Genomic DNA, 22,346 nt, shown 5'->3' on the forward strand with positions numbered 1-22,346 from the left:
TTTATCAGCTTCGCTGACAGAATAACGGCCGGAAAATATATTATTCCCCGAATGGTTGCTGAGGCTTATGATAAATACAGCAATGACGCGATTATTTGACGTTTGTCAGGAAGGTGCGCCTAGTGCTGCCCGTCAGTTGCCACGCAATTTGAAATCCGGGAATTCGGGTGCAGCGACCACCGAAGCGCTGGCTGGAGCTGCGGCATTATCGGTAGAGATTTCCTTGACGCCGGCGGTCGTCGTCGTCACGTCGATACCGGCAGGTGTCGCAACCGTTTCTTGAGGATGCGCCACGGGTTCGGCATTGTCATAGGTTGCGATTGCGGAGCTGGAGGTTTCCGGCATCCATGCGGGATTGGTGCTGACGAAGGTAACCGGCGCACCTCCGAGCCATGCCTCGGTGCGGATGAGTGTGCGTTTGCCGTCGACTTCGCGCATTTCGGTGTGTTGCGTGCCCGGCTCGATCGATGGAATGGCATAACCCTGCGCTGTGGTCTTGTCTTTCACCGGTTCGCAGTCCGTGCAGTCACGGCGAATGAAGCTGCCATTGCTGGTATGCACGCCATTGATATATTCGATGGAAGACGCCATGGCCGACCCGCTGGTCAGCGCGATAATGGCTGTCAAAAGAAGACGACGCATCGAAAAACCCCCGAAATAACCGCAAAACCCGTGGCTCAGGCACGGCGCGTCATTCAATATTCGGGCAAATATTACTGGTCTTTCGTTTCCATCGGGTCAGCAAACTTGGTAAAAATTGAACGAAATATTCGCTCCCTCACCGTTTGCTGCAAGTATCAGGCCTTTTCCCGGGCCACGGCCTGCCAGCCGATATCGCGGCGGCAGAAGCCGTTTTCCCATTCAACCCTGTCCGTGAGTGCATAGGCGCGTGCCTGCGCCTCCGTCACGTCTTTTCCAAAAGCGGTGACGTTCAGCACACGTCCGCCGGTTGCGACGAGTTTGCCGTCCTTCAGTGCCGTTCCGGCATGGAAGACCTTCGCCTCCGCGCTGGCCTCGGGAACATGGGCAATCGGCGTGTTCTTGTCGTAAGCGCCGGGATAACCTTTGGAAGCCAGAACGACAGTCAGCGCCGCATCATCGCGCCATTCCGCCTGCACCTTGTCCAATGTGCCGGTGGCGGTGGCGTAGAGGATCGGCAGAAGGTCGCTCTTGAGGCGCATCATCAGCACCTGGCACTCGGGATCGCCGAAGCGCACATTATATTCGATCAGTTCCGGGCCTTTGGCGGTGATCATCAGGCCGGCGAAGAACACGCCCGAGAAGGGATTGCCGTCCTTGGCCATGCCGGAAATCGTCGGCTCGATGATCTCCTTCATGGTGCGCTCCACCATGGCAGGCGTCATGACGGGGGCGGGGGAATAGGCGCCCATGCCGCCGGTATTCGGGCCGGTATCGCCATCGCCGACGCGTTTGTGATCCTGCGCGGTTGCAAGCGCCAGCGCCGTCTTGCCGTCCGAAAGGCAGAAGAAGCTCGCTTCCTCACCATCGAGGAAGGCTTCCACCACCACTTCGGCGCCGGCCGTGCCGAAAGCGCCATCGAAACATTCGTCGATGGCGGCAAGCGCTTCCGCTTCCGTCATCGCCACGGTCACGCCCTTGCCGGCGGCAAGCCCGTCCGCCTTGATGACGATCGGCGCACCCTGTTCACGAACATAGTCCCTGGCCGGTTCGGCGGATTTGAAACGCTGGTAAGCGCCGGTCGGAATATCGTAACGGGCGCAGAGATCCTTGGTGAAGCCCTTCGAGCCCTCAAGCCGGGCAGCGGCCTTCGAAGGTCCGAAAGTGGCGATGCCGGCGGCACGCAGGTCATCCGCGAGACCCGCCACCAGCGGCGCTTCCGGGCCGATAACGACGAAGTCGATCGCCTTTTCCTTTGCAAAGGCGATGACGGCCGCATGGTCTTCCACATCAAGCACAACCAGCGTCGCGTGGTCGGCAATGCCGGGATTGCCGGGGGCGGCATAAAGCTCATCGAGCAGGGGAGACTGGGCGATTTTCCACGCCAGCGCATGTTCGCGTCCGCCGGAACCGATCAACAGAACTTTCATGGTCAATACCCCTGCAAATTCGCCAGTAACCTTGTGTCAGGGGCGTTAAGGGCAGGGGGGCGAAAGGTCAAGACGAATATATGGCGATTGTCGCGCATTGAGCCTGCGAATAGAGGCTGCAAATCCCTCCTGCGTCATGCCGGACTTGATCCGGTATCCAGCCACGGCGCGTCTGCGCCGTGAAGGGAGTCTTTTGCGATCAACGACTTGGTCGCACTGGACCCCGGGTCAAGTCCGGGGTGACGGTGTGCGGATGGTGCCGTTCTGCCGCAGAAATCGCTTTTCGAGACGCCGCAATCACTACGAAGAATCGCCTGTCTTTCCCCTGAAGCCAGCCTTTCCTGTGGAATCGTAGATGCCTCTTGTTGTCACGCCACAATCAGACATTATGTTCGCCGCTCCAGACGCCACATCAGAGAACCTCATGACCGCAGATAATGCCCGCCTCGCCACGCTCATCGCCTCCGAAATCAACGCCCGCCCCGATCAGGTGAAGGCGGCGGTGGGCCTGCTGGACGAGGGCGCGACCGTTCCCTTCATCGCCCGTTACCGCAAGGAGGTGACCGGCGGCCTTGATGACACCCAGCTTCGAACGCTGGCGGAACGCCTTGTCTATCTGCGCGAACTGAATGCGCGCCGCGCCTCCATCGTCGAGACCATCAACGGTCAGGGCAAGATGACCGATGCGCTGATGGTCAAGATCATGCAGGCGGGCACCAAGGCGGAACTGGAAGACCTCTATCTGCCCTATAAGCCGAAGCGCCGAACCCGCGCGGAAATCGCTCGTGAACGTGGTCTTGGTCCGCTGGCGCAAGCCATATGGGATAACCGCGCCAGCGATCCGGCAAAGCTTGCGGAGGCCTATATCAAGGGCGAGGTAGCCGATGTGAAGGCAGCGCTTGAAGGCGCGCGCGACATCGTGGCCGAGACGATGACGGAAAATGCTGATCTTCTCGGTCGGCTGCGCGACTATATGCGCCAGAACGCCATTTTCCGCGCCAAGGTGGTGGATGGCAAGCAGGCGACCGGCGAGAAGTTCTCCGACTATTTCGATCATTTCGAACGCTGGGCAACCGTGCCGGGCCACCGTGCGCTCGCCATGCTGCGCGGCTGGAACGAAGAAGTGCTGACACTGACGATCGATGTCGATGCTGATGATCCGTCGCCGGTCAAGCCGGCCCAACGCACCGTCGCTGCCGCCTTCGATATCCGCAATGCCGGCCCTGCCGATCAGTGGCTGATGGAAGTGGCGGGCTGGACCTGGCGCGTGAAGCTCTCCATGTCGCTGTCGCTTGATCTCATGCGTGAAGTGCGTGAGCGGGCCGAAGAAGAGGCGATCAATGTTTTCGCCCGCAATCTGAAAGACCTGCTGCTGGCTGCACCGGCGGGTTCCCGCGCCACGATGGGTCTCGATCCCGGCATCCGCACCGGCGTCAAGGTGGCCGTGGTGGATGGCACCGGCAAGCTCCTGGAGACCACGACGGTCTATCCTTTCCCGCCGAAGAACGATGTGCGCGGCACGCAGGCGGAACTCGCTATGCTCATCCGCAAGCACAATGTCGAGCTGATTGCCATCGGCAATGGCACCGGCAGCCGCGAGACGGAAAAGCTGGTGGCGGATCTTCTGGCGCAGATGCCCGCGTCAGCTTCCGGCACAAAACCCACCAAGGTCATCGTTTCGGAGGCGGGTGCATCGGTCTATTCCGCTTCGGAACGGGCGGCGGCAGAATTCCCCAATCTCGACGTTTCGCTGCGCGGGGCCGTCTCCATCGCCCGCCGCCTTCAGGATCCATTGGCGGAACTGGTGAAGATCGAACCGAAATCCATCGGCGTTGGTCAATATCAGCACGATGTCGATCAGGGCCGCCTTAGCCGCTCGCTCGATGCCGTCGTGGAAGATGCGGTGAATGCCGTCGGCGTTGATCTCAATACGGCCTCGTCGCCGCTTCTGGCGCGGGTGTCCGGCCTTGGCAGTTCGATTGCCGACGCCATCGTCGCCCATCGCGATCAGACAGGCCCCTTTTCAAGCCGCAAGGATTTGCTGAAGGTGCCGCGGCTTGGCCAGCGCACTTTCGAACAATGCGCCGGCTTCCTGCGTATTCCGAACGGCAAGGAGCCGCTGGATGCGTCTTCGGTTCACCCGGAAGCCTATGGTGTGGCGAAGAAGATCGTTGCCGCCTGCGGCCGCGATCTGCGCACGTTGATGGGCGACAGCGCCACGCTGAAGGGTCTCGACCCGAAGCGCTTCATCGATGAACAGTTCGGCCTGCCGACCGTCAAGGACATCATCGCCGAACTGGAAAAACCCGGCCGCGACCCGCGCCCGAGTTTCAAGACCGCGACCTTCGCAGACGGTGTGGACGAGATTACCGATCTGAAGCCGGGCATGTTGCTGGAAGGCACCGTCACCAACGTTGCTGCGTTCGGCGCTTTCGTGGATATCGGCGTGCATCAGGATGGGCTGGTGCATGTCTCGCAGCTTGCCGACCGTTTCGTGAAAGACCCGCATGAGGTCGTCAAGGCGGGCGATGTCGTCAAGGTGCGAGTCGTTGAAGTGGATGTGAAACGCAAGCGCATCGGTCTCACCATGCGCAAGGATGGCGGTGAGGCAGCGCCTCAGCCGATGCGTGAGAAGGGCAATGCCAGCGCCATGCGCCACGCGACATCCAAGCCGAAAGATCGCAACGAGGGGTCGCAATCCGGTGGTGCTCTTGCCGCCGCCCTGGCTGAGGCAATGAAGCGACGCTGACCTAGGGTTGAAATGATTTTTTACCGAAAAGCCCTGCCGGGTACCCCGGCAGGGCTTTTTATTTGATGAAATCGTTCAATTTTTTTGAAATAAGACTATCTTGAAACTTGTGCCGAAAGGAATACGGTCAGCAAAATTGATAAGTGAGACTTAGCAATTGGGGGTGCCATGGCGTCGTCTCTGCATGTTCTTCTCGAAAAGATAATCAAGATCGGTGATCTTGCCGTCCACAGCCCGCAGGGTAGCCGCACATTTGGCGACGGCACTGGAAAACGGGTTGTTCTGAATTTCACCGACGAAGCCGCCATGCAGGAGATCGCTGCCGATCCTGCATTGAAACTCGCCGAAATTTATATGGAAGGCCGTATGACCATCGCCGAGGGCGATATTTACGACTTTCTGGCACTGGTCAAAGGCAATACGCTGAGCGAAGCCTTGTCCTTCGGCATGGTCTGGCGCGGCATGGCGCGCATCATCGCCGCCCGCATCAAGATGCATCTGCCGGTCAATCACAACAAGAGCAACGTCGCCCATCATTATGATCTGAGCGCCAAGCTGTTTGACCTCTTCCTCGATGAGGACTGGCAATATTCCTGCGCTTATTTCAACCCGCCCGGTATCAGCCTCTATGAGGCGCAGGATGCCAAAAAACGGCATATCGCTGCCAAGCTGATGACCGAGCCGGGCCAGAGCGTGCTGGAGATCGGTTCCGGCTGGGGCGGCATGGCGATGTATGTCGCCGAAAGCGCCGGTGCCGATGTGACGGGCATCACGCTCAGCGAAGAGCAGCTGCGTGTTTCCCGCGACCGGGCGGCAAAACGCGGTATCGCCGGCAATGTCCGCTTCGAATTGCAGGATTACCGTTATCTGCCCGCCTCGAAAAAATATGATCGCATCGTCTCCGTCGGCATGTTCGAACATGTCGGGCCGACGCATTATCGCGATTATTTCGACAAGGTGGCGGAGGTGCTCGATGACAAGGGCGTGATGGTACTGCACTCCATAGGTCAGCCCTATCCGGCACTGGCGACCAACCCCTTCATCGAAAAATATATTTTCCCCGGCGGCTATATCCCTTCGCTTGCCGAGGTGCTGCCGGCGATCCAGAAGTCGGGACTGCTGGTGAAGGATATCGAAATTCTGCCCATGCATTACGCCCATACGCTGCGGCACTGGCGAGAACGTTTCGTGGCGCGCAAGGCCGAGGCGATCGCACTTTACGACGAGCGCTTCTTCCGCATGTGGGAATTTTATCTGGCGGGGTCGGAAATGGCCTTCACCCATGAAAATTTCCATATTTTCCAGATCCAGCTCGCCAAGGATCGCGATGCCGTGCCGCATAATCGCGATTACATCGCCCGCAACGAGGCGAAGCTGCTGGAGTTTGAAAAGACCCGTCCACCGCTGGAGAAGGTGACGTTCTAAGGCTTGGGCATTCTCCACCGTCATGCCGGACCTGATCCGGCATCCAGCCAGGGGAAGTCCTGGGCTGAAAAGAGTCTTCCCGCCGCGCCGACGCGCGTCGGCTGGATTCCGGCTCAGGGCCGGAGTAACGGAAGAGGTGGTCGCCAGTTTTCTTCCTGCGCTGGTTAATGGAATGGAAAGACAATCCCTCTAATTCTACGGGCACCTGTCTGTATTGCGTTTCTGGGGTTCTTTTCATGTTCAAGCCATCAGCGGCAGTCGCCGCCTGTGTCCTGTCGCTTTTTGCCGTGGGCAACGCCCATGCCGAAGGCTGGTTTTCCGGCGACTGGTATCTGAAGCTCGGCGGTGCGGGTTTCACTGCGCCGAAATATCAGGGCGATAACAAGAATGAATTCGGCTTCTCGCCGATCATTTCACTCGGACGTCAGGGGCAGGGCGCGCGCTTCACCTCCCGCAACGACAGCGCCTCGATCTCGCTTCTGGACAATGGTCCGATCAGCATGGGTCTTGCCGGCAAGCTGGTTTCTCCGCGTGACGAAGGCGACTCTTCCGATCTGAAAGGCATGACCCGCATCAAGCGCGGTGGCGAGCTTGGCGGTTTCGCCGAAGCCTATCCGACCGACTGGCTGCGCGTTCGTGGTGAAGTCCGTCAGGGCATCCGCAGCCATAGCGGCGTGGTCGGTGATGTTGCCGTTGATGCCTTCACCGATATCGCCCCTGGCATCCAGATTTCCGCCGGCCCGCGCGCCACATGGGTGAGTAGCAAATATAACGAGCGCTATTACGGCGTTAGCGCAGCGCAGACAGCTGCCGGCGCGCCTTCGCCCTATAGCCCGGGCGGTGGCCTTCATTCCGCCGGCATCGGCGCCGCCATCACCTGGAAGGTTACCGAGAACGCCGAAGTCGGTTCGTTTGCGGAATATCGCCGCCTGACGGGCGACGCCGCCGACAGCTCGCTGGTGCGCGAGCGCGGTTCGAAAAACCAGTTCATCATCGGCGTTCAGGCAAGCTATAAATTCAATTTCTCGCTGCCCTGAGGTAGATGAACGCGTTGTTTGGAGATTGAAAACCCGCAGCATTCTGCTGCGGGTTTTTTCTATCCAAATAATCGGTGTCATCCTCGGGCGTGACCCGAGGATCCATTGATTTCAACGGGTGGTGGATCCTCGGGTCAAGCCCGAGGATGACAGTGGAGAGGTGAGGCGCTTTGCCGGTCGCCCGAGGGCAAATCACCAAAAACCGCGCATCTTTGCACTTTGAAAACCGTTCCGATTTTCCCGCCAATGCTGTAGAACCATCCCATGGTTCACCACAGCGATTTATCAGACCGCGTTTCCGACGCGCCATCCAATAACTGGGTCTATCGGATTTTGCCGAGGTCCCTCTGGCCCTATGCGCAGCTCGCAAGATGGGATCGCCCCATCGGCTGGCAATTGCTGATGTGGCCGTGTTTCTGGTCCGCCGCCCTTGCGGCCAATGCTGCGACGGTGAGCGGCGGCTTTTCCTGGGGCACGCTGATCTGGCACCTGGTGCTGTTTTTCATCGGATCGGTGGCGATGCGCGGTGCCGGTTGCGCCTATAATGATCTGGCCGACCACAAGATCGACATGGCCGTGGCGCGCACCCGTTCCCGGCCGCTGCCATCGGGCCGCGTGACCCGGCTGCAGGCCAAGGTCTTCATCGTGTTGCAGGCGCTTGCCGGATTTCTGGTGCTCTTGCAGTTCAACAGCTTTGCAATCGCGACAGGCATCTTCTCGCTGATCTTCGTGGCGATCTATCCTTTTGCCAAGCGCTTCACCAACTGGCCGCAATTTTTCCTCGGCCTTGCCTTTTCGTGGGGCGCACTGATGGGCTGGGCCGGGCAGTTCGGATCGATCGCCTGGCCGGCTGTCCTGCTTTATGTCGGCTCCATCGCCTGGACGATCGGTTATGATACAATCTACGCCCATCAGGACAAGGAAGACGACACGGCAGTCGGCATCGGTTCGACCGCCCTGCTGTTTGGAGAAAACACACATCGCTGGCTGGTTTTTCTTTATGGCACAGCCCTTGCCATGATCGCCCTGTCCTTCTGGGGCGCGGGCGTTAACGTCATTGCCTATAGCGGCCTTGCCGCTGCGGCCATCATGTTGTTCCGCCAGGTCTGGGTGCTGGATATCGACGACGTCGAGCAATGCCTCGTATTGTTCAAATCCAACAACCGTGTCGGCGTGATGATTTTTGCCGGCCTCATCCTGCCGCTTCTGCTGGTGTGAACCACCGGAATAAAGATACGAAAAAAGCCCGGCCGCATTGTTGCGCGCCGGGCTTTTGATTGTCTTGCTGAAGGTTATCAGCTGCGGGCGATGATTTCCTTGCCCTCGATCTTCATGCTCATGCCGAGCGAGCCGGTGGAGCGACGAACGAGGAAGCGCGGGCGGCGATCGGCGAAATAGGAATGGCGGCGGCGCGGGCGGGTATTCTGGGTGCGCACCTTGCCGAGATGTTCTTCCAGCGGGCGGGCAACGCCATCGGCTTCCACCATCAGCATGGGAATGCGGTAGGCTTCAGACCAGCTGCGCCAGTCGGCGGCGATATCACAGAGATCATGGGCGACCAGCAGCGGAACGCAGAGATCCGGATCATCATGGTGAAGTTCCAGCGTCACGGTTACCTGGCCGTCGCCATGGTCGATGGCGCGGGCGGCAACGCCCTTGAAGGCGCGGGCTGGCAGGGCGAAAGACAAAGGCAGGCCGGAAGAGGACAGAACCTTTCTCAGAACGGCGCCCCGTTCATCGAGCGTCACGGCGACGTCGGTCGTGCCGTTACCTTTTCCATAGGTGACCTGTTGCGGAAAACGTGCCGGGTCGAGTCTGAGTGTGGCAACGGCCCAGTCGGGCTTCAGAACGGTCTTGGTCATGTTTAATCTACCCTTGTTTTACCTGAGAGCCGGTTTCCGGTCTTCTCATCGGGACTTTTCGTCCTCTGATGTCAGGAGATTATCCGCCGCATGTTCGAGACTGCTTAAAAATCGCGGTTAAGAAAACTTTGCATTCCCAAATGGTTAGCAAAACCCACTGTGGCATGGTTTCGTTTGCGTAAAGCCGATTGAGACAATGCGGTTTTTATCATCCCTGAAAATGTGCTCTTTCAAGCTCCGGGCAAGCAGCGTCATGCATAGTCCTGCCAAGGCTTGCCGTGCGTCCTGATGGGGCGTGATGGGTGGATTTAAAACCGGAACCTTGATGCTCCCGAAGGGATGCGCGATGTTCCAGAGGACATTCAGATGGTATCGACGTATCTCAGCTACGACCTCATCAACCGCGATATGAAGACGAGCATCTCGCGCGTGGCGCAGCAGGGTCTCATCGAGCGGCAGACGAAATATTACAAGGAAAACATCGGCAATGTGAAAAGCGTTGACGAGTTCCTGAATAATTATCAGCTTTATTCCTACGCCATGGATGCCTTCGGTCTCGGCGAGATGACTTATGCCAAGGCCTTCATGAAGAAGGTTCTGGAAAGCGATCTGAACGACCAGAACAGCTTTGCCAACAAGCTGACCGATGAGCGCTACCGCGAATTTGCCGCAGCCTTCAACTTCACGGCGTCGACGAAGACCGTCCAGACGGAGGCCCAGCTCGACAAGATGATCGGGCTTTACGGTACGTCGATATCCGATCTCGATAACAGCCTTTCGGAAGAAACGCGTTATTACAAGGCGATCATCGGCTCGGTCACCAATGTGGATCAGCTGCTGCAGAATGACAGGGCCCGCGCCTATATTTTTCAGGTCTTCAGCATCGATGAGAAGACCTTTACCTATGCCCATATCCGCGGATTGATGACGAGTGACATCGCCGATCCCGATAGCTACCTCAACCAGAAATTCGGTGCTGCCTATAATGATGCGGTCGAAAAGCTGGCGATGAAGGGCAATATCGAACTGCACGGGCAGGTCACGGCCCGCATCACCGCCATCGACACCTCGCTTGCGGGGACAGATCTGACCACCGAGCAGCGCACGGCGCTCGAGGCGGAAAAGGTGACGAGGCAGGATCAACTGACGCAGCTTGAAGCCGTGTTGCCGCCGAAGAGCGAGTGGCAAGCGAAACTCGCCGCAATCACGGCGGAGCAGACGAAGCTGTCGAACACCGTCACGCAATATAACAAGATGGCGCAGCTTGCGGCCGCCTTCGAGTTCAAGAACGACGGCACCGTGGCCGCTGGCGGAGCGCAGAAGGCTGACAACGTCAAAGTGATGACGGATGCCTATATCGCCAGCGCGCCGCGCGTGACGCCGACGGTCGCCACCCTGCACAGGGATTATTTCGAATCGAAGATCGGCTCTATCAAGACGGTGGCCGAACTGACCTCGGATGCCCGCCTTCTCAACTATATAAAGGTTGCTTTCGACCTGAACGACGTGACCATCGTCAAGGCGACGATCGAGAATATTCTGACCAGCGATCTGAGCGACCCGAACAACTACATCGCGACTTTCGGCAAGAACGACAAGCGCTACATCGCCATGAGAAATGCGTTCAACTTCCAGGCGGACGGAACGCTTGCCGCCGGCACGACGCCCCAGACGACGTTGCAGACCGCGACCACCACCAACGGCTATATGACCCATTACAACGACAAGGATGACGCGGCCGACGCGAATGCGCTCAAACTGTTCAAGAGCGACATAAAAAGCGTCACATCCGTCAAGGACTTTCTCGACAGTAGCGCGGTCTATAACTACGCGCTGAAGTCGGTCGGTCTCGACCCGGCCAAGGTGAATGTTTCCGATATCCGCAAGGTCCTTACCAGCGACCTGCAGGACAAGAAGAGCTACGTCTATACGCTGAAGGACGAGCGCTACGTCAAGCTGGCGGAGCTTTTCAACTTCAAGTCCGACGGGAGTTTGGGGTCTCCCGTTCTGGCCCAGTCGGAAATCGAAATGCAGACCATGTCGGCTGACTATATCAAGAAGAAGTCGGCATTCGGCACGGAGAAGGACAAGGAAGCGGCCAAGAAAGAGGCGGCATATTTCACCGCCGAGATGCAGAAGGTCAAGACGCTGAAGGACTTTCTGGCCAATGATCGCCTGACGAAATTTGCGATGGAATCACTGGGCATCGATCCGAAAACCGTGACGAAGGAACAGTTGGGAAAGATATTCTCTTCCAAGCTGGATGACAGCGAAAGCTACGTCAACAAGGAGATGGATCCGGTCTTCCGCCGCCTCGTCACCGCCTTCAACTTCGATACGGACGGCAATATCCTTCGCGAAGACCGCAGCTTGATCCAGACGCGGCGTGGCCTTTACGAGACGCTGGACAACTACCTGACCCAGACGCTGGAAACGCAGGCGGGTGAAGAGAATGCCGGCGTGCGCCTGGCGCTCTATTTCAAGCGCATGGCGGCAGGAACGACGTCCTATTATTCCATCCTCGCCGACACCGCGATCCAGAATTTCATCAACACCACCTTCGGTATTCCCGATGAACTCGGCAACGCTCCGGTCGATACGCAGGTGTCGATGATGAAGAAATATTTCGACATCGAGGATTTTCAGGACCCGGAAAAGGTCAAGAAACTCGTCGCCCGTTTCACCATCATGTACGATAACGCGCAGAATACCATGGATCCGATCATGATGCTGTTTAATGGCAGCGGCTCGGCGGGTATCAGCGGCGAAACGCTGCTGGCGGTCGCGTCCCTGCGGGCGCGGTAAGGGGAACACGCAAACGCGTAACAGAAAGGCCGGAACTTACTCCGGGCCTTTCTATTTGTATTATCCGTTCACCACCCCGGCAGCATGTGCCCGGCGCGCAGGCGCGGCATCTTCGGGTAGGTTTTCACGTCACTGTCCATTTCGTCGGCGACGTTCATCGGCGAGATATTGTCGAGGCAGGCGGTGATGTGGTCGGTAATCGCATTCACCAGCGAGGGGGAGAGGCCCGGCCGTTTCATCAGGCCGATCTGCACCGGCGGTAGCGGTGGGAAACCGTCGGCGGCGGTCAGAACCTTCATGCCGGTGCGCAGCGCCGATTCCGGCAGCACGGAGACGGCCATGCCGGCCAGCACGGCGGCGGCCACCACCGTGGAAGACCAGCTGGTGAACAGAACCTGATAATCCCGCCCGTCGGCATCGAGCGCCGAACAGGCAAGCTGCCGCCAGTGGCAGTCGCGCCGGCCGACGGCAAGCGGCACCGGCGCGTCATCCTTCAGCGGATGGTTGGCGGAAGCGACCCAGCAGAGCGGTTCGGTGCGAACCACATCCGAAGAGCGGGCGCGGGGATTATGGGTGACCAGCGCAATATCCAGCTCGCCGCGCGCCATTTTTTCGGCAAGGCTGACCGAAGGTTCGCAGACGATGTAAAGCTCGACATTAGGGTGGGTCTTGGCGAAACGGCCGATGATTTCGGGCATGTAACGGTCGGCATAGTCATCAGGCGTGCCGATGCGCAATGTACCTTCGAGCCGGTTGTCGTCAAAGGCGGCGATCGCCTCGTTGTTGAGGCGGATGATACGACGGGCGTAATTCATCAGCTTTTCGCCCTCCGTCGTCAGGCGGTTGCCACGCCCGTCCTTGGCGAAAAGCTGTTTACCGATCCGCTCCTCAAGCCGCCGCATCTGCATGGAGACGGCGGATTGTGTCTTGAAAACGCGGTCGGCGGCTTTGGTGAAGCTGCCCGTATCGACGATGGCGATGAAGGTGTGCAGCTGATCTATATCGAGAGGTGCGGACATGGACGGTCATCCATCAGAATGATTGATGTCTCACATTAGAAACATTCGTTGGACTGATCAATAGTCTTGCGACATTTTGACTTCAAGCAAATCAATCTCAACCACGGGCCGGCGAAACGCTAGGCCCCAACCCAAGGCAGCTTCTCGCGCGTGGTGCGTCGGGGGCGGTGCCGCATCGTGCCGTTACGGAAGGATAAGTGTCATGCGCACGGCAGAACGGAGAATGGAACTGGAACTTGCAACCACAAGGCAGAGCGACACCCTGCGTCGCATCGTCTTCGGTGGTGCTTCGGCCGTGAAAACGTTTTTGCAGCGCATTTACAACCGTATTGTCGCCAATGGGCTGACCGAGCTTGACGACCGCCTTCTTGCCGATATCGGGCTGGCGCATTCGGACGTGCGGGACGCGCTTAATACCGGCCTGTTCGAAGATCCGACCGCTCATCTGACCCGCGCTGCACGCAAGCGGGCAGTGACACGGTTCAAGACGCCGTAAATCAAGTTTGCGCAGTTCCAGCGGGCCTCCAGCGGCTGGAACTGCTTCGAACCGAAGAGTTTTCCCCGCAGGGTGATTTGCCAATAGCCCTGCCTTTGCCCGGTGTCAGGCCCCTCGGCCGCGCCGGGCTTTTTTGTGGCTTCGCTTTGCCTGCGTTTACGCGGCTCCCTGACCCTACAATGAGGTTCGCCGGGATATCTTAATACTGATATTCTTCGAACACCGGCAGCACAGAGCCGCCCCAGCGTCCATTATAGAGCGCCAGCAGGTCTTCGGCGAGCGTGGTCTTCTTGGCCAGCACCTCGTCCAGCGACGAGAGAAACACGGTCTCGTCCTGGCCTTCGCCATTCAGCCTGTTACGGTTTTTAAGGCCGGTGCGGGAAATATTGACAACCTCGCGGGCGATACCCAGCAGCGGCTTGCCGGCGATCTCGGCGGAAAGGCCCTTGACTGGCACGGCGTCGCGAAGTGCGATCACCTCGTCGAAGCTCCAGCCGTCGGTCAGCGCATCGGCAGCGTCAAGCGCTTCCTGATTATAAAGAAGGCCAACCCAGAAAGCCGGCAGGGCGCAGATGCGCCTCCAAGGGCCGCCATCGGCGCCGCGCATTTCGAGGAAACGCTTCAGGCGCACATCCGGGAAGAGGGTGGAGAGATGGTTTGTCCAGTCACCCATGGTCGGCTGCCAATCGGCGATTTCGCCCTTCAGCGCGCCGTTCATGAACTGACGGAAGGTAACATGGGTGCAATCATGATATTTGCTGTCGCGCACGATGAAATACATCGGCACATCAAGCGCCCATTCGACATAGTCCTTGAAACCGAAATCGTCGTTGAAGGTGAAGGGCAGCACGCCGGAACGCTGATTGTCGGTGTCGCGCCAGATATCGCCGCGCCAGGAGAGAAGGCCGTTCGGCTTGCCTTCGGTGAAGGGCGACGAGGCAAACAGTGCGGTTGCCAGCGATTGCAGCTTCATGGAAACGCGCATCTTCTGGCGCATATCCGCTTCGGAGGAAAAGTCGAGGTTCACCTGGATCGTACAGGTGCGATACATCATGTCGAGACCCTTGGTCCCGACCTTCGGCATATAACGCGTCATGATCGCATAGCGTGATTTGGGCATATGCGGTGTTTCGTCATAGCTCCACAGCGGGCTGCCGCCGATGCCGAGGAAACGGATGCCCATCGGCTCGGCCACTTCGCGAAGGGTCGCCAGATGCTGGTTGGATTCCTTGCAGGTCTGGTGCAGGTTTTCGAGAGGTGCGCCCGATAGTTCGAACTGGCCGCCCGGTTCGATGGAGATGGCCCCCATGCCGTGCTGTTCGCCAAGCCCGATGATGTTCTCACCATCCATGATCGGCTCCCAGCCGAGCTTTGCCTGCATGCCCTTCAGGAGGGCGGAAATGCTGGCCTCGCCGAAATAGGGAACGGGGCTGTTGTCCTCACGGAAGAATGCAAATTTCTCGTGCTCGGTGCCGATGCGGAAATCGGTTTCGGCTTTGTTACCGCCCGCCAGATAGTCTGTAAGCTCCGTGACGGAGGAGAGGGGGGTCTGGTCGGTCGTGTCGCGTGCCATGGCTTACCTTGTTATGACGTCTCTGTTGCGGCGAGGCATATGATTGGCAGATAGAGCCGGATCGCATCCGGAGGCAAATGAATTTCTTTTAAAGATGCATCAAGCGTAATATTCCACCTCAGTTCCAGTCGCCGATGGTCGCCTGAATGACCGCCAATGCTGCGACGGCGGCCGTATCGGCCCTCAGGATACGCGGCCCGAGCGGAATGGGGGTAACGAAGGCAAGACTGCGCAGAAGTTCCCGTTCTTCCTCGGAAAACCCGCCTTCCGGGCCAACCAGCAGGGCGATTTTACGTTCCTTGATGGATTGCAGAACCGGCAGCGGGTTTTGCCCCGCATCGCCTTCGTCGCAATAGATGATGCGCCGGTCCTGCGGCCAGCTCTCCAGCATGTCTTTCAGCTTCACCGGCTCGGCGACATCAGGCAGAGACAGAATGCCGCATTGTTCGGCGGCCTCGACAGCGTTGGCGCGCAGCTTCTCGGTGTTGTGGATTTTGCCCTGAACATGCTGCGTCATCACCGGCTGCAACAGGCCGGCACCCATCTCGACCGCCTTCTGCACCAGATAATCCATGCGCCCGACCTTCAGCGGCGCAAAGAGATAATGCAGATCCGACGCGTCCGGCTGTGGCCGCGTCTGTTCCAGGGGGACGAGAACGATCTTCTTGCGGCTTGGAAAGGACAGTTTCGCCTTCCACTCGCCGTCGCGGCCGTTGAACAGCAGAATTTCCACGCCATCCGTCATGCGCAGCACATTGGCGAGATAGTTGAACTGTTCGCCCGTCGCCTCCAGTGCCACGTCCGCAGCAAGCGGGGCTTCGATAAACAGACGTTGCATCCGGAAATTTGCGCGCATGGGATTTGGTTTCGGTTTCACAGAAAGAGGAAAGACATCAGCCAGTAGAGCAGCGCCGCAAGGGTGGCGCTTGCGGGAACGGTGACCAGCCAGGCAGCGATGATTGTCATGAAGTGGGAACGACGGACAAGGTAGCGGCGGCGCACCTCGGAAGGATTGTCGGCAAACCGTGCGGTCCGGCGGATATCCCCGGTGCCCGCATTGACGAGTTCTTGCCGCCGGCGCGATGACTGTGTGTACCATTCACGGAAGAAACCGACGCCGAATACCGCGCCGATTGCCGTATGGGTGGTGCTGACCGGCAGGCCGAAGCGTGAGGCGACAAGAACGGTGAGCGCGGTGGCCACGGAAACACAAAAGGCGCGCATGGGATTAAGCTTGGTGATCTGCTCACCGACAAGGCGGATGAGGCGCGGGCCATAAAGCAAAATACCGAAGGAAAGGCCGAATGCGCCGACCAGCATCACCCAGAGTGGTGCGCGGGCGGACGTTTCCACCGCTTCGTTGTGCAATGCCCGCACGATGGCCACCACCGGGCCGATGGCGTTGGACACGTCATTTGCCCCGTGCGCGAAGGACATCAATCCGGCGGCGAGCACGAGCGGCCATTGGAACAGCGTTCGCAGCGACTGGTTGCGGTTCTCCAGCCCTTGCGATTGTTTGCGGATGATCGGCACGCAGAGACGCCAGGCAACGAGGCCGGTCACGAGCCCGATGAGGCTGGCATGGCCCAATGACACATGCATGAGCTGCCGCAGCCCGACCCAGATGAGATAGGCGGCAAAAACCCCCGCCATCAGGCCGATAAGAACAGGCACCCACAGCCGCGCGGCTTCGATCTTGTCCTCGCGGTAGATGATGCATTCCTTGATGAAGGCGAGGATGAGGATGGCGATGGCGGCACTGATGAAGGGTGCCAGCACCCATGCGAAGGCGATGCTGCCGAGCGACAGCCAGTCGACTGCACCAATGCCATAGGCGGCCATGCCCGCACCCGCAACGCCGCCAACCACCGTATGGGTGGTGGAAATCGGCGCTTTGGTCCAGGTGGAGAGATTGACGAGAAGGCCGGCGGCGAGAAGTGCCGACAGCATCGCCCAGGAAAATGCGGTCCTGTCGGGAATGGTCTGGACGTTGATGATGCCGCTGGAAATGGTTTCGACCACATTGCCGCCGGTGATGAGCGCACCGGCGATCTCGCAGATGGCGGCAATGATGAGTGCTGCGGCAAGCGGCAGGGCCTTGGCGCCAACCGCCGGGCCGACATTGTTCGTTACGTCGTTCGCGCCGATATTGATCGCCATATAGGCGCCAATGGCGACGGCGGCGATGATGATGACCGAGCCGTCGGTGCCTGTGACGAAGGCACCGGCAAATATCGCCGCCAGGACAACGAACATGAACCCCGCGCCAAGGCCGGCAAGCTGCTGCGTGACGTGCAGCGTCGCCTCTTCGACACGGGTGATCTTGTCGAGATCCTTGTCGAGCGTCGGTTTCATGTTCGATGGTGGCTTTATTGCCAATTCAGACCTCGTTTGCCAACATTCCCTCTCGTCCGGCAATGTCGCAGGTTGAAGGCAATTTTACAAAAAGACTGTTACATCTCGCACATCTTTCCAAAATGAAAGACGATAAAAGCCATGTTGGAAAAACAAACTGCACATTGCCACGCTTCGGGCGTCGGCGCTATTTCGAATGCGCCATCCGCTTGTCGAAAGCGAGCATCAGCGCCTTCAGTTCCGGCTCATTAACCCGCCTGTTTGCTTCCTGCGGAGTGACCCATTCCAGCTTTCTGGAGTCTCTTTCGGGAAAGCTTTCCTGCATTTCCGAGACTTCGAGCAGATGCACCTGAACCCTGCACGGCACGTTGACGCCGCTGTTCAGTTTTTTCTCATATTCATAAAAGCCGAAGGGGGCCTTCTCCACCGTGCCTTTGACACCGGCTTCCTCATAGGCTTCCTGTTCGGCCACCGCATGGGCCTTCTTGCCGCCCATCGGCCAGCCTTTGGGAATGACCCATCGTCCCGTATCCCTGCTGGTCAACAGCAGAACTTCCGGCTCCGGATGTTTTTTGGACAATCGATAGCACAGCGCCGCATATTGCTGTCGCGGCGGTCTGCGCAACATCAAGCCAACGTCTGTCGCCAATCGATTCAAAATCTTCAATCCGTATAAATCCTTGTTTGCCGGGTAGTGATAATTGCTAATATAGATACACGGTATGTTCCGCCAATCCCCCTTCATCCATAACCCACTATTGTCTTCATGCTGATGAAGATTAAGGGGCACAGATGAAGGCGAACGGAAGCTTGCCGGGGTTGCCGGTTCAACAGCCGATTGCGGAATTCCGTATCTGTCTGCTTCAGGTCATTCGGAACGCAAACCGCTCAACGGTTGCGGCCGGAATTGCGCTGGCCCGCATCCAGTCCCCAATGTCGGAGACCTTCCATCACACCATCCGCTTCAGTCGCGCCCGAGAGGTAAAACCGGCTATTGCGGTTTGCCAGGGAAACAAGTTCCGGCAAGGCATTGCCAACGATCACACCGCGAACGTCATTTAACTCGAACATCGCTCGATCATTGCCAGTATCGCCCGCAACGACCGATTCGTCGAGACCGATATGCAGTTGTCCACATAACCATGCCAGTGCGGCACCCTTGTCGGCGGCCTTTGGCAATATGTCGAGGTCGCGACCGCTGGAATAAACGATGCGGGCATCGATATCAGCCGCCAGCAGCGCGTTTTCAATATCGTCAAGCGCCTTTTCATCGGCGTCATGCAGGAACCAGCTGGATTTGAGGCCGTGCTGATATTGCTCTTCCTGCATCGTCACATCGGATATGCGGCCCATGACATCGGCAATCCGCTTCGCGTCGAAGCCGGTGCCGAGTGAGTGCCTGTAGGCGCTTTCCAGTTCGCTGCGCTCCTTGGCATGCAGCATGGTTCCAACACCGCCGATGATGTAATCGGGCCGCGGCAGCGGCACCTCTTCCAACAGCGCAAGCTGGTCATCGACCAGCCTGCCGCTGTTAAAGACCAGAACCGGACGATGCTCGTCCGGCAATGATTGCCAGAAATCGCGGAACCGGCGCGTGGCATCGTTGTTGCCGACAACGGTTCCGTCGAGATCGGTGGAAAAAAGGCGAAGTGGTCTCAATCGCCGTCATTCCACGGTTCGGCCCAGTCCGCCTCTTCGAGAACCGGCATCATGGTCCTGCCTTCAACAAGCGCCAGCAATTGCTGGGCAATGCCCGTCCAGGTGAACAGGCTGCGCGCCTTGTGCGCGCCCATGCGCGAAAGTCGCCCGTAGAGACGCTCGTGCTTGAAGGGTTTCATCATGGTTATGCCGAGGTCTTCCTTGTCGAAAGGATCGGCAAACAACGCATGGCGGCCATAGCTCACAGCCCGGAACAGCCCGCCATGGATGGTAACGACGGTCGGCGTGCCGCTGGCCATCGCTTCGATCGCCGTCATGCCGAAAGGTTCGTAACGGCTGGAAAGCACGAAAAGATCGGCGGCGCGGTAGATATCCGGCAGGTCCTCATCCGCGACGTATCCGGAAAACGCCACCTTGTCTTCCAGTCCAAGCGCTTTAACGCGGTCCTTCAGCTGGTTAAGTATGGTGGTTTCCTGTTCGTCCATGTTCTCGCCGCCGACGGCCAGATGCAGGCGGGCTTCCGGCTCGCGCTCGGCAAGGACGGAAAAACCGTCGATCAAAAGGTCGTAACCCTTGTTGGTGGCCAGCCGCCCCAGCGCCAGAACCACCTTGCCCTCGAAACCGAAACGCTGGCGGATCATCTGCCGCGTCGCATCCGAAACCGGGAAGAAGCGGTTGTCGTCATAACCCGGCGGGATCATGTGGATGTGTTTGCGCTTTTGCCCGTAATCTTCAATCAGCACGTCAAGCTGCACCGGCGTCGTGGCGATCACCATGTCGCAGCTGCGATAGATGATCAGCTCGTGCTGGATACGTTCCTTGAAATTGAATTCCAGTTCGAACGTATCGGCCTTTTCCGGATAGTCGGTCTCCATCTGGCGTTTCTTCCAGATGCCGAGTGAATGCGGTGTGTGCAGATGCGGGATTTTCAGCGCTTCGGACAGCCGCTGCCCAGCCACGCCTGCATCCCAGTAATGGCTGTTGATGAAGGAGTAATTGAGGTCGTTTTTCTTGATGAAACGCAGTGCGTTTTCGCACCATTCCATCAGGTGGCGATGCAGATATTCCTTGGGAATGAAATCGCGCCCGCCACAGGGAATGCGCACCACGCGGACGCGCTCGTCAACCTCGTCGAATTCCGGCTGGTCTTCGAAGCGGCGGGTATAAAGATCGACAGTATAACCGAGCTGGCCGAGTTTGCGTGCAAGCTCAAGCACATAAACCACCTGTCCACCGGTGTCGGCAGCGCCCAGTGGCGGGTGCGCGGCGACATAGCCATGCGTCGATATGAGAGCTATCCGCGGATAGCGTTCAGTTTCGCTCGTGGTTGTCATGGGTCCCATCTTGGTAAATTTTTCCAATTAACCCGATAAAAAGACCAAAGAGCACAAAAGGTTCCATAAAAACCTGAATAAAATAGGTGCTGTATTTCGCCGGGTAGCGTTTTCAGACGCTGCGCTGCTGCTGCCTCAAACGGGAAATCCGGTCCCATTCACGCGCCTGATGCGCCCTGGATGTCGTCTCCACGATGAAGTCGATATGAGCTTCTGCCGCAGCCCTTGCCGCCGCCGGATCGCCGCTCGCGATGGCGTCATGGATGGCGATATGCTGTCTCAGCACCTCGTCATGGGCGCCCGCGACGGTGAAGATGAGATGGCGATTATAAAAGATGTCATCGCTCAAAAGCCGGTAACATGACCGCAACGTGTGCATCAGCACGATATTATGCGCCGCCTCGCCAATGGCGTTGTGAAATTCCACATCACCGGAAAGCTCGTCGTCGAAGCGGCCGGCCTCATGGGCTTCCCGCATCCTGTCGACGATAGCCGTCAGGTTGCGCCTGTCCGGCTCTGTCGCCCGTTGCGCCGCAAGTTCGGCGGTCATGCCTTCGATATATCGGCGATATTCGAGAAAATCCCGCGTTGCCCGGCTGTGGCGGGTGATCAACGCACTCAGGGGGTCGGAAAATACCGGGCCGACAATATCCGCGACAAAGGTGCCGCCGCCATGTCTGCTGACGAGAAGGCCACGGGTTTCAAGCTCCTTCAGCGCTTCCCGAAGGATCGGCCGCGAGACGTCCAGCTTTTGTGCCAGTTCGCGCTCGCCGGGCAGGCGGTCGCCATCCCGCAATATGCCGTCGAGGATCAGTTCCTCGAAGCGTAGAATCACCTCCTGCGATGTGCGGCTGTGCTCGATGCGCGCAAAAAGCGTTTCATCCATCGCAGAAGTCTCCGGCGAAATCCCGCCCCTGATTTTGATAGTGGGCAAATTATCAGCCAAGCATTGCACTGGTCAAATATTCTGTCCAGTTCCGCGCGAGCCGGCCTTGTCCGCGCCAGCGGCATCGCGATGCCTGCCTGGTCAAATCGGCTTCGGCGCTTCAGCCTGCTCCCAATAGGGTGAAGGCCCATAAAGCCCGGCCAGATAATCGATGAACAACCGTACCTTCGCTGGCAGAAACTGTCGGCTTGGATAAACCGCCGAAAGCGTGACGTTGCGCGACCCCTCATAGCCAGGGAGAACCTGTACCAGTTTACCGGCGCGCAATTCATGGCCGATATCCCAGGTGGAACGCAGTGCAATGCCAAGTCCTGAAATCACCGCCTCGCGGATCACCTCGCTGGAATTGGTGACCAGCATGCCTTCCGGGCGAATACTGAGCGCGCCGCCCGGTCCTTCCAGTCGCCATACATCATTATTATGTGCCGGCAGGCAGCGGTGCTTCTTCAGATCCTCGATTGTTGCAGGCATGCCGTGCGTTGCCACATAATCCGCCGAGGCGCAGAGCACGCGGCGAACCGGTGCCAGCCTGCGCGCCACGAGGCTCGACGAATTGAGGTCGGCGATACGGATCGCCAGGTCGTAGCCACCCTCGATGATGTCGATAAATTCGTCGCTGAGCACCAGATTGACCGAGAGGTCCGGATGCCGCTGCATGAAGGTCTTCAGATGCGGTGCGATATGCATGCGCCCGAAGGAGGTGGGGGCGGAGATTTTCAGCGTGCCGTTGACGGTGTTGGCCCGGCCGGACACGAAATCCTCGGCCTCTTCAAGCCCTTCCAGCACCGCAAGCACCCGCTCGTAAAACCCCTGTCCGGCCTCGGTCAGCGAAATTTGCCGCGTGGTGCGCTGGAAAAGCCGCGCGCCGAGCTTCTCTTCCAGCCGCTTGATGCGCTTAGAAATGACGGCCGGCGAATAGCCAAGCTCCTTGGCGGCAAGCGACATGCTGCCGGAGGCGACAACGCTTGCGAAGACTTCCAGATCACCCAGATTTGTCACAGTTGCCCTCGATTGTTT

18 protein-coding genes are annotated in these 22,346 nt (G+C 58.5%); 6 read left to right on the plus strand and 12 right to left on the minus strand.

The features are described from left to right. Positions 1–132: 132 nt before the first annotated feature. Together PL640_RS02695 and purD are read right to left on the minus strand one after the other, a co-directional pair. Positions 133–642 (minus strand): plant virulence effector HPE1-like domain-containing protein, encoded by a 510-nt coding sequence (locus tag PL640_RS02695; protein ID WP_271360711.1) that lies wholly within the window; start codon positions 640–642, stop codon positions 133–135. A 155-nt stretch (positions 643–797) separates the two neighbouring features. Then, positions 798–2,069 (minus strand): phosphoribosylamine--glycine ligase, encoded by a 1,272-nt coding sequence (purD, locus tag PL640_RS02700; RefSeq protein WP_271360712.1) that lies wholly within the window; start codon positions 2,067–2,069, stop codon positions 798–800. 424 nt (positions 2,070–2,493) lie between these two features. Between purD and PL640_RS02705 the strand changes: the two genes are divergently transcribed. The 4 genes from PL640_RS02705 (at position 2,494) to ubiA (ending at position 8,498) form a co-directional block, all read left to right on the plus strand. After that, positions 2,494–4,818: a Tex family protein gene (locus PL640_RS02705; protein WP_271360714.1), complete on the plus strand. Its 2,325-nt coding sequence runs from the start codon at positions 2,494–2,496 to the stop codon at positions 4,816–4,818. A gap of 168 nt (positions 4,819–4,986) precedes the next feature. After that, positions 4,987–6,243, plus strand: coding sequence for an SAM-dependent methyltransferase (locus PL640_RS02710; RefSeq protein ID WP_271360715.1), 1,257 nt, complete (start codon positions 4,987–4,989; stop codon positions 6,241–6,243). Positions 6,244–6,479: 236 nt separating this feature from the next. Beyond that, entirely contained in the window at positions 6,480–7,280 is an 801-nt protein-coding gene (locus PL640_RS02715) for a MipA/OmpV family protein (protein ID WP_035219028.1), read from the plus strand. Positions 7,281–7,544: 264 nt separating this feature from the next. After that, complete coding sequence (gene ubiA, locus PL640_RS02720) at positions 7,545–8,498, plus strand: 4-hydroxybenzoate octaprenyltransferase (protein ID WP_271360717.1); 954 nt, start codon at positions 7,545–7,547, stop codon at positions 8,496–8,498. A gap of 77 nt (positions 8,499–8,575) precedes the next feature. Here ubiA and PL640_RS02725 read toward each other — a convergent pair whose 3' ends face one another. Then, positions 8,576–9,142 carry a DUF6101 family protein gene (locus tag PL640_RS02725; RefSeq protein ID WP_142839137.1) on the minus strand — a complete coding sequence of 189 codons (567 nt, stop codon included), beginning with the start codon at positions 9,140–9,142 and terminating at the stop codon, positions 8,576–8,578. A gap of 366 nt (positions 9,143–9,508) precedes the next feature. Between PL640_RS02725 and PL640_RS02730 the strand changes: the two genes are divergently transcribed. Continuing rightward, on the plus strand, positions 9,509–11,947 hold the full coding sequence (locus PL640_RS02730; protein WP_142839138.1) for a DUF1217 domain-containing protein: 2,439 nt from the start codon (positions 9,509–9,511) through the stop codon (positions 11,945–11,947). 68 nt (positions 11,948–12,015) lie between these two features. Here the strand turns inward: PL640_RS02730 and PL640_RS02735 are convergent, their stop codons facing one another. Further along, positions 12,016–12,966 carry a LysR substrate-binding domain-containing protein gene (locus PL640_RS02735; protein WP_271360718.1) on the minus strand — a complete coding sequence of 317 codons (951 nt, stop codon included), beginning with the start codon at positions 12,964–12,966 and terminating at the stop codon, positions 12,016–12,018. A gap of 202 nt (positions 12,967–13,168) precedes the next feature. Here PL640_RS02735 and PL640_RS02740 point away from each other — a divergent pair, with 202 nt between their 5' ends. Next, entirely contained in the window at positions 13,169–13,462 is a 294-nt protein-coding gene (locus PL640_RS02740; protein WP_142839140.1) for a DUF1127 domain-containing protein, read from the plus strand. A 199-nt stretch (positions 13,463–13,661) separates the two neighbouring features. Here PL640_RS02740 and PL640_RS02745 read toward each other — a convergent pair whose 3' ends face one another. The 8 genes from PL640_RS02745 to PL640_RS02780 all read right to left on the minus strand — a co-directional run bounded on the left by PL640_RS02745 (position 13,662) and on the right by PL640_RS02780 (position 22,328). Further along, positions 13,662–15,035: a glutamate--cysteine ligase gene (locus PL640_RS02745; protein WP_271360719.1), complete on the minus strand. Its 1,374-nt coding sequence runs from the start codon at positions 15,033–15,035 to the stop codon at positions 13,662–13,664. Positions 15,036–15,153: 118 nt separating this feature from the next. Beyond that, on the minus strand, positions 15,154–15,891 hold the full coding sequence (locus PL640_RS02750) for a 16S rRNA (uracil(1498)-N(3))-methyltransferase (RefSeq protein ID WP_161991132.1): 738 nt from the start codon (positions 15,889–15,891) through the stop codon (positions 15,154–15,156). A 17-nt stretch (positions 15,892–15,908) separates the two neighbouring features. After that, positions 15,909–17,414, minus strand: a complete 1,506-nt coding sequence (locus tag PL640_RS02755; protein ID WP_271360720.1) for an inorganic phosphate transporter — start codon at positions 17,412–17,414, stop codon at positions 15,909–15,911. A 163-nt stretch (positions 17,415–17,577) separates the two neighbouring features. Further along, complete coding sequence (locus tag PL640_RS02760) at positions 17,578–18,018, minus strand: NUDIX hydrolase (RefSeq protein WP_161991133.1); 441 nt, start codon at positions 18,016–18,018, stop codon at positions 17,578–17,580. A gap of 260 nt (positions 18,019–18,278) precedes the next feature. Then, on the minus strand, positions 18,279–19,049 hold the full coding sequence (locus PL640_RS02765; RefSeq protein ID WP_271360721.1) for an HAD-IIB family hydrolase: 771 nt from the start codon (positions 19,047–19,049) through the stop codon (positions 18,279–18,281). Further along, entirely contained in the window at positions 19,046–20,392 is a 1,347-nt protein-coding gene (locus tag PL640_RS02770; RefSeq protein ID WP_161991134.1) for a glycosyltransferase family 4 protein, read from the minus strand. The genes PL640_RS02765 and PL640_RS02770 overlap by 4 nt, the downstream gene beginning before the upstream one ends. A 103-nt stretch (positions 20,393–20,495) precedes the next feature. Next, positions 20,496–21,269 (minus strand): FadR/GntR family transcriptional regulator, encoded by a 774-nt coding sequence (locus PL640_RS02775; protein WP_271360722.1) that lies wholly within the window; start codon positions 21,267–21,269, stop codon positions 20,496–20,498. Positions 21,270–21,410: 141 nt separating this feature from the next. Beyond that, on the minus strand, positions 21,411–22,328 hold the full coding sequence (locus PL640_RS02780; protein WP_271360723.1) for a LysR family transcriptional regulator: 918 nt from the start codon (positions 22,326–22,328) through the stop codon (positions 21,411–21,413). Between the last annotated feature and the right edge of the window lie 18 nt (positions 22,329–22,346).

This window comes from Agrobacterium sp. ST15.16.024 (assembly GCF_027956545.1).
Classification (GTDB): Bacteria; Pseudomonadota; Alphaproteobacteria; order Rhizobiales; family Rhizobiaceae; genus Agrobacterium; species Agrobacterium cucumeris.

Coding starts and splice junctions, on each gene's coding strand:
- PL640_RS02695 (WP_271360711.1), bottom strand. CDS start 642: ATGCGTCGTCTTCTTTTGACAGCCATTATCGCGCTGACCAGCGGGTCG.
- purD (WP_271360712.1), bottom strand. CDS start 2,069: ATGAAAGTTCTGTTGATCGGTTCCGGCGGACGCGAACATGCGCTGGCG.
- PL640_RS02705 (WP_271360714.1), top strand. CDS start 2,494: ATGACCGCAGATAATGCCCGCCTCGCCACGCTCATCGCCTCCGAAATC.
- PL640_RS02710 (WP_271360715.1), top strand. CDS start 4,987: ATGGCGTCGTCTCTGCATGTTCTTCTCGAAAAGATAATCAAGATCGGT.
- PL640_RS02715 (WP_035219028.1), top strand. CDS start 6,480: ATGTTCAAGCCATCAGCGGCAGTCGCCGCCTGTGTCCTGTCGCTTTTT.
- ubiA (WP_271360717.1), top strand. CDS start 7,545: ATGGTTCACCACAGCGATTTATCAGACCGCGTTTCCGACGCGCCATCC.
- PL640_RS02725 (WP_142839137.1), bottom strand. CDS start 9,142: ATGACCAAGACCGTTCTGAAGCCCGACTGGGCCGTTGCCACACTCAGA.
- PL640_RS02730 (WP_142839138.1), top strand. CDS start 9,509: ATGGTATCGACGTATCTCAGCTACGACCTCATCAACCGCGATATGAAG.
- PL640_RS02735 (WP_271360718.1), bottom strand. CDS start 12,966: ATGTCCGCACCTCTCGATATAGATCAGCTGCACACCTTCATCGCCATC.
- PL640_RS02740 (WP_142839140.1), top strand. CDS start 13,169: ATGCGCACGGCAGAACGGAGAATGGAACTGGAACTTGCAACCACAAGG.
- PL640_RS02745 (WP_271360719.1), bottom strand. CDS start 15,035: ATGGCACGCGACACGACCGACCAGACCCCCCTCTCCTCCGTCACGGAG.
- PL640_RS02750 (WP_161991132.1), bottom strand. CDS start 15,891: ATGCGCGCAAATTTCCGGATGCAACGTCTGTTTATCGAAGCCCCGCTT.
- PL640_RS02760 (WP_161991133.1), bottom strand. CDS start 18,018: ATGTTGCGCAGACCGCCGCGACAGCAATATGCGGCGCTGTGCTATCGA.
- PL640_RS02770 (WP_161991134.1), bottom strand. CDS start 20,392: ATGGGACCCATGACAACCACGAGCGAAACTGAACGCTATCCGCGGATA.
- PL640_RS02775 (WP_271360722.1), bottom strand. CDS start 21,269: ATGGATGAAACGCTTTTTGCGCGCATCGAGCACAGCCGCACATCGCAG.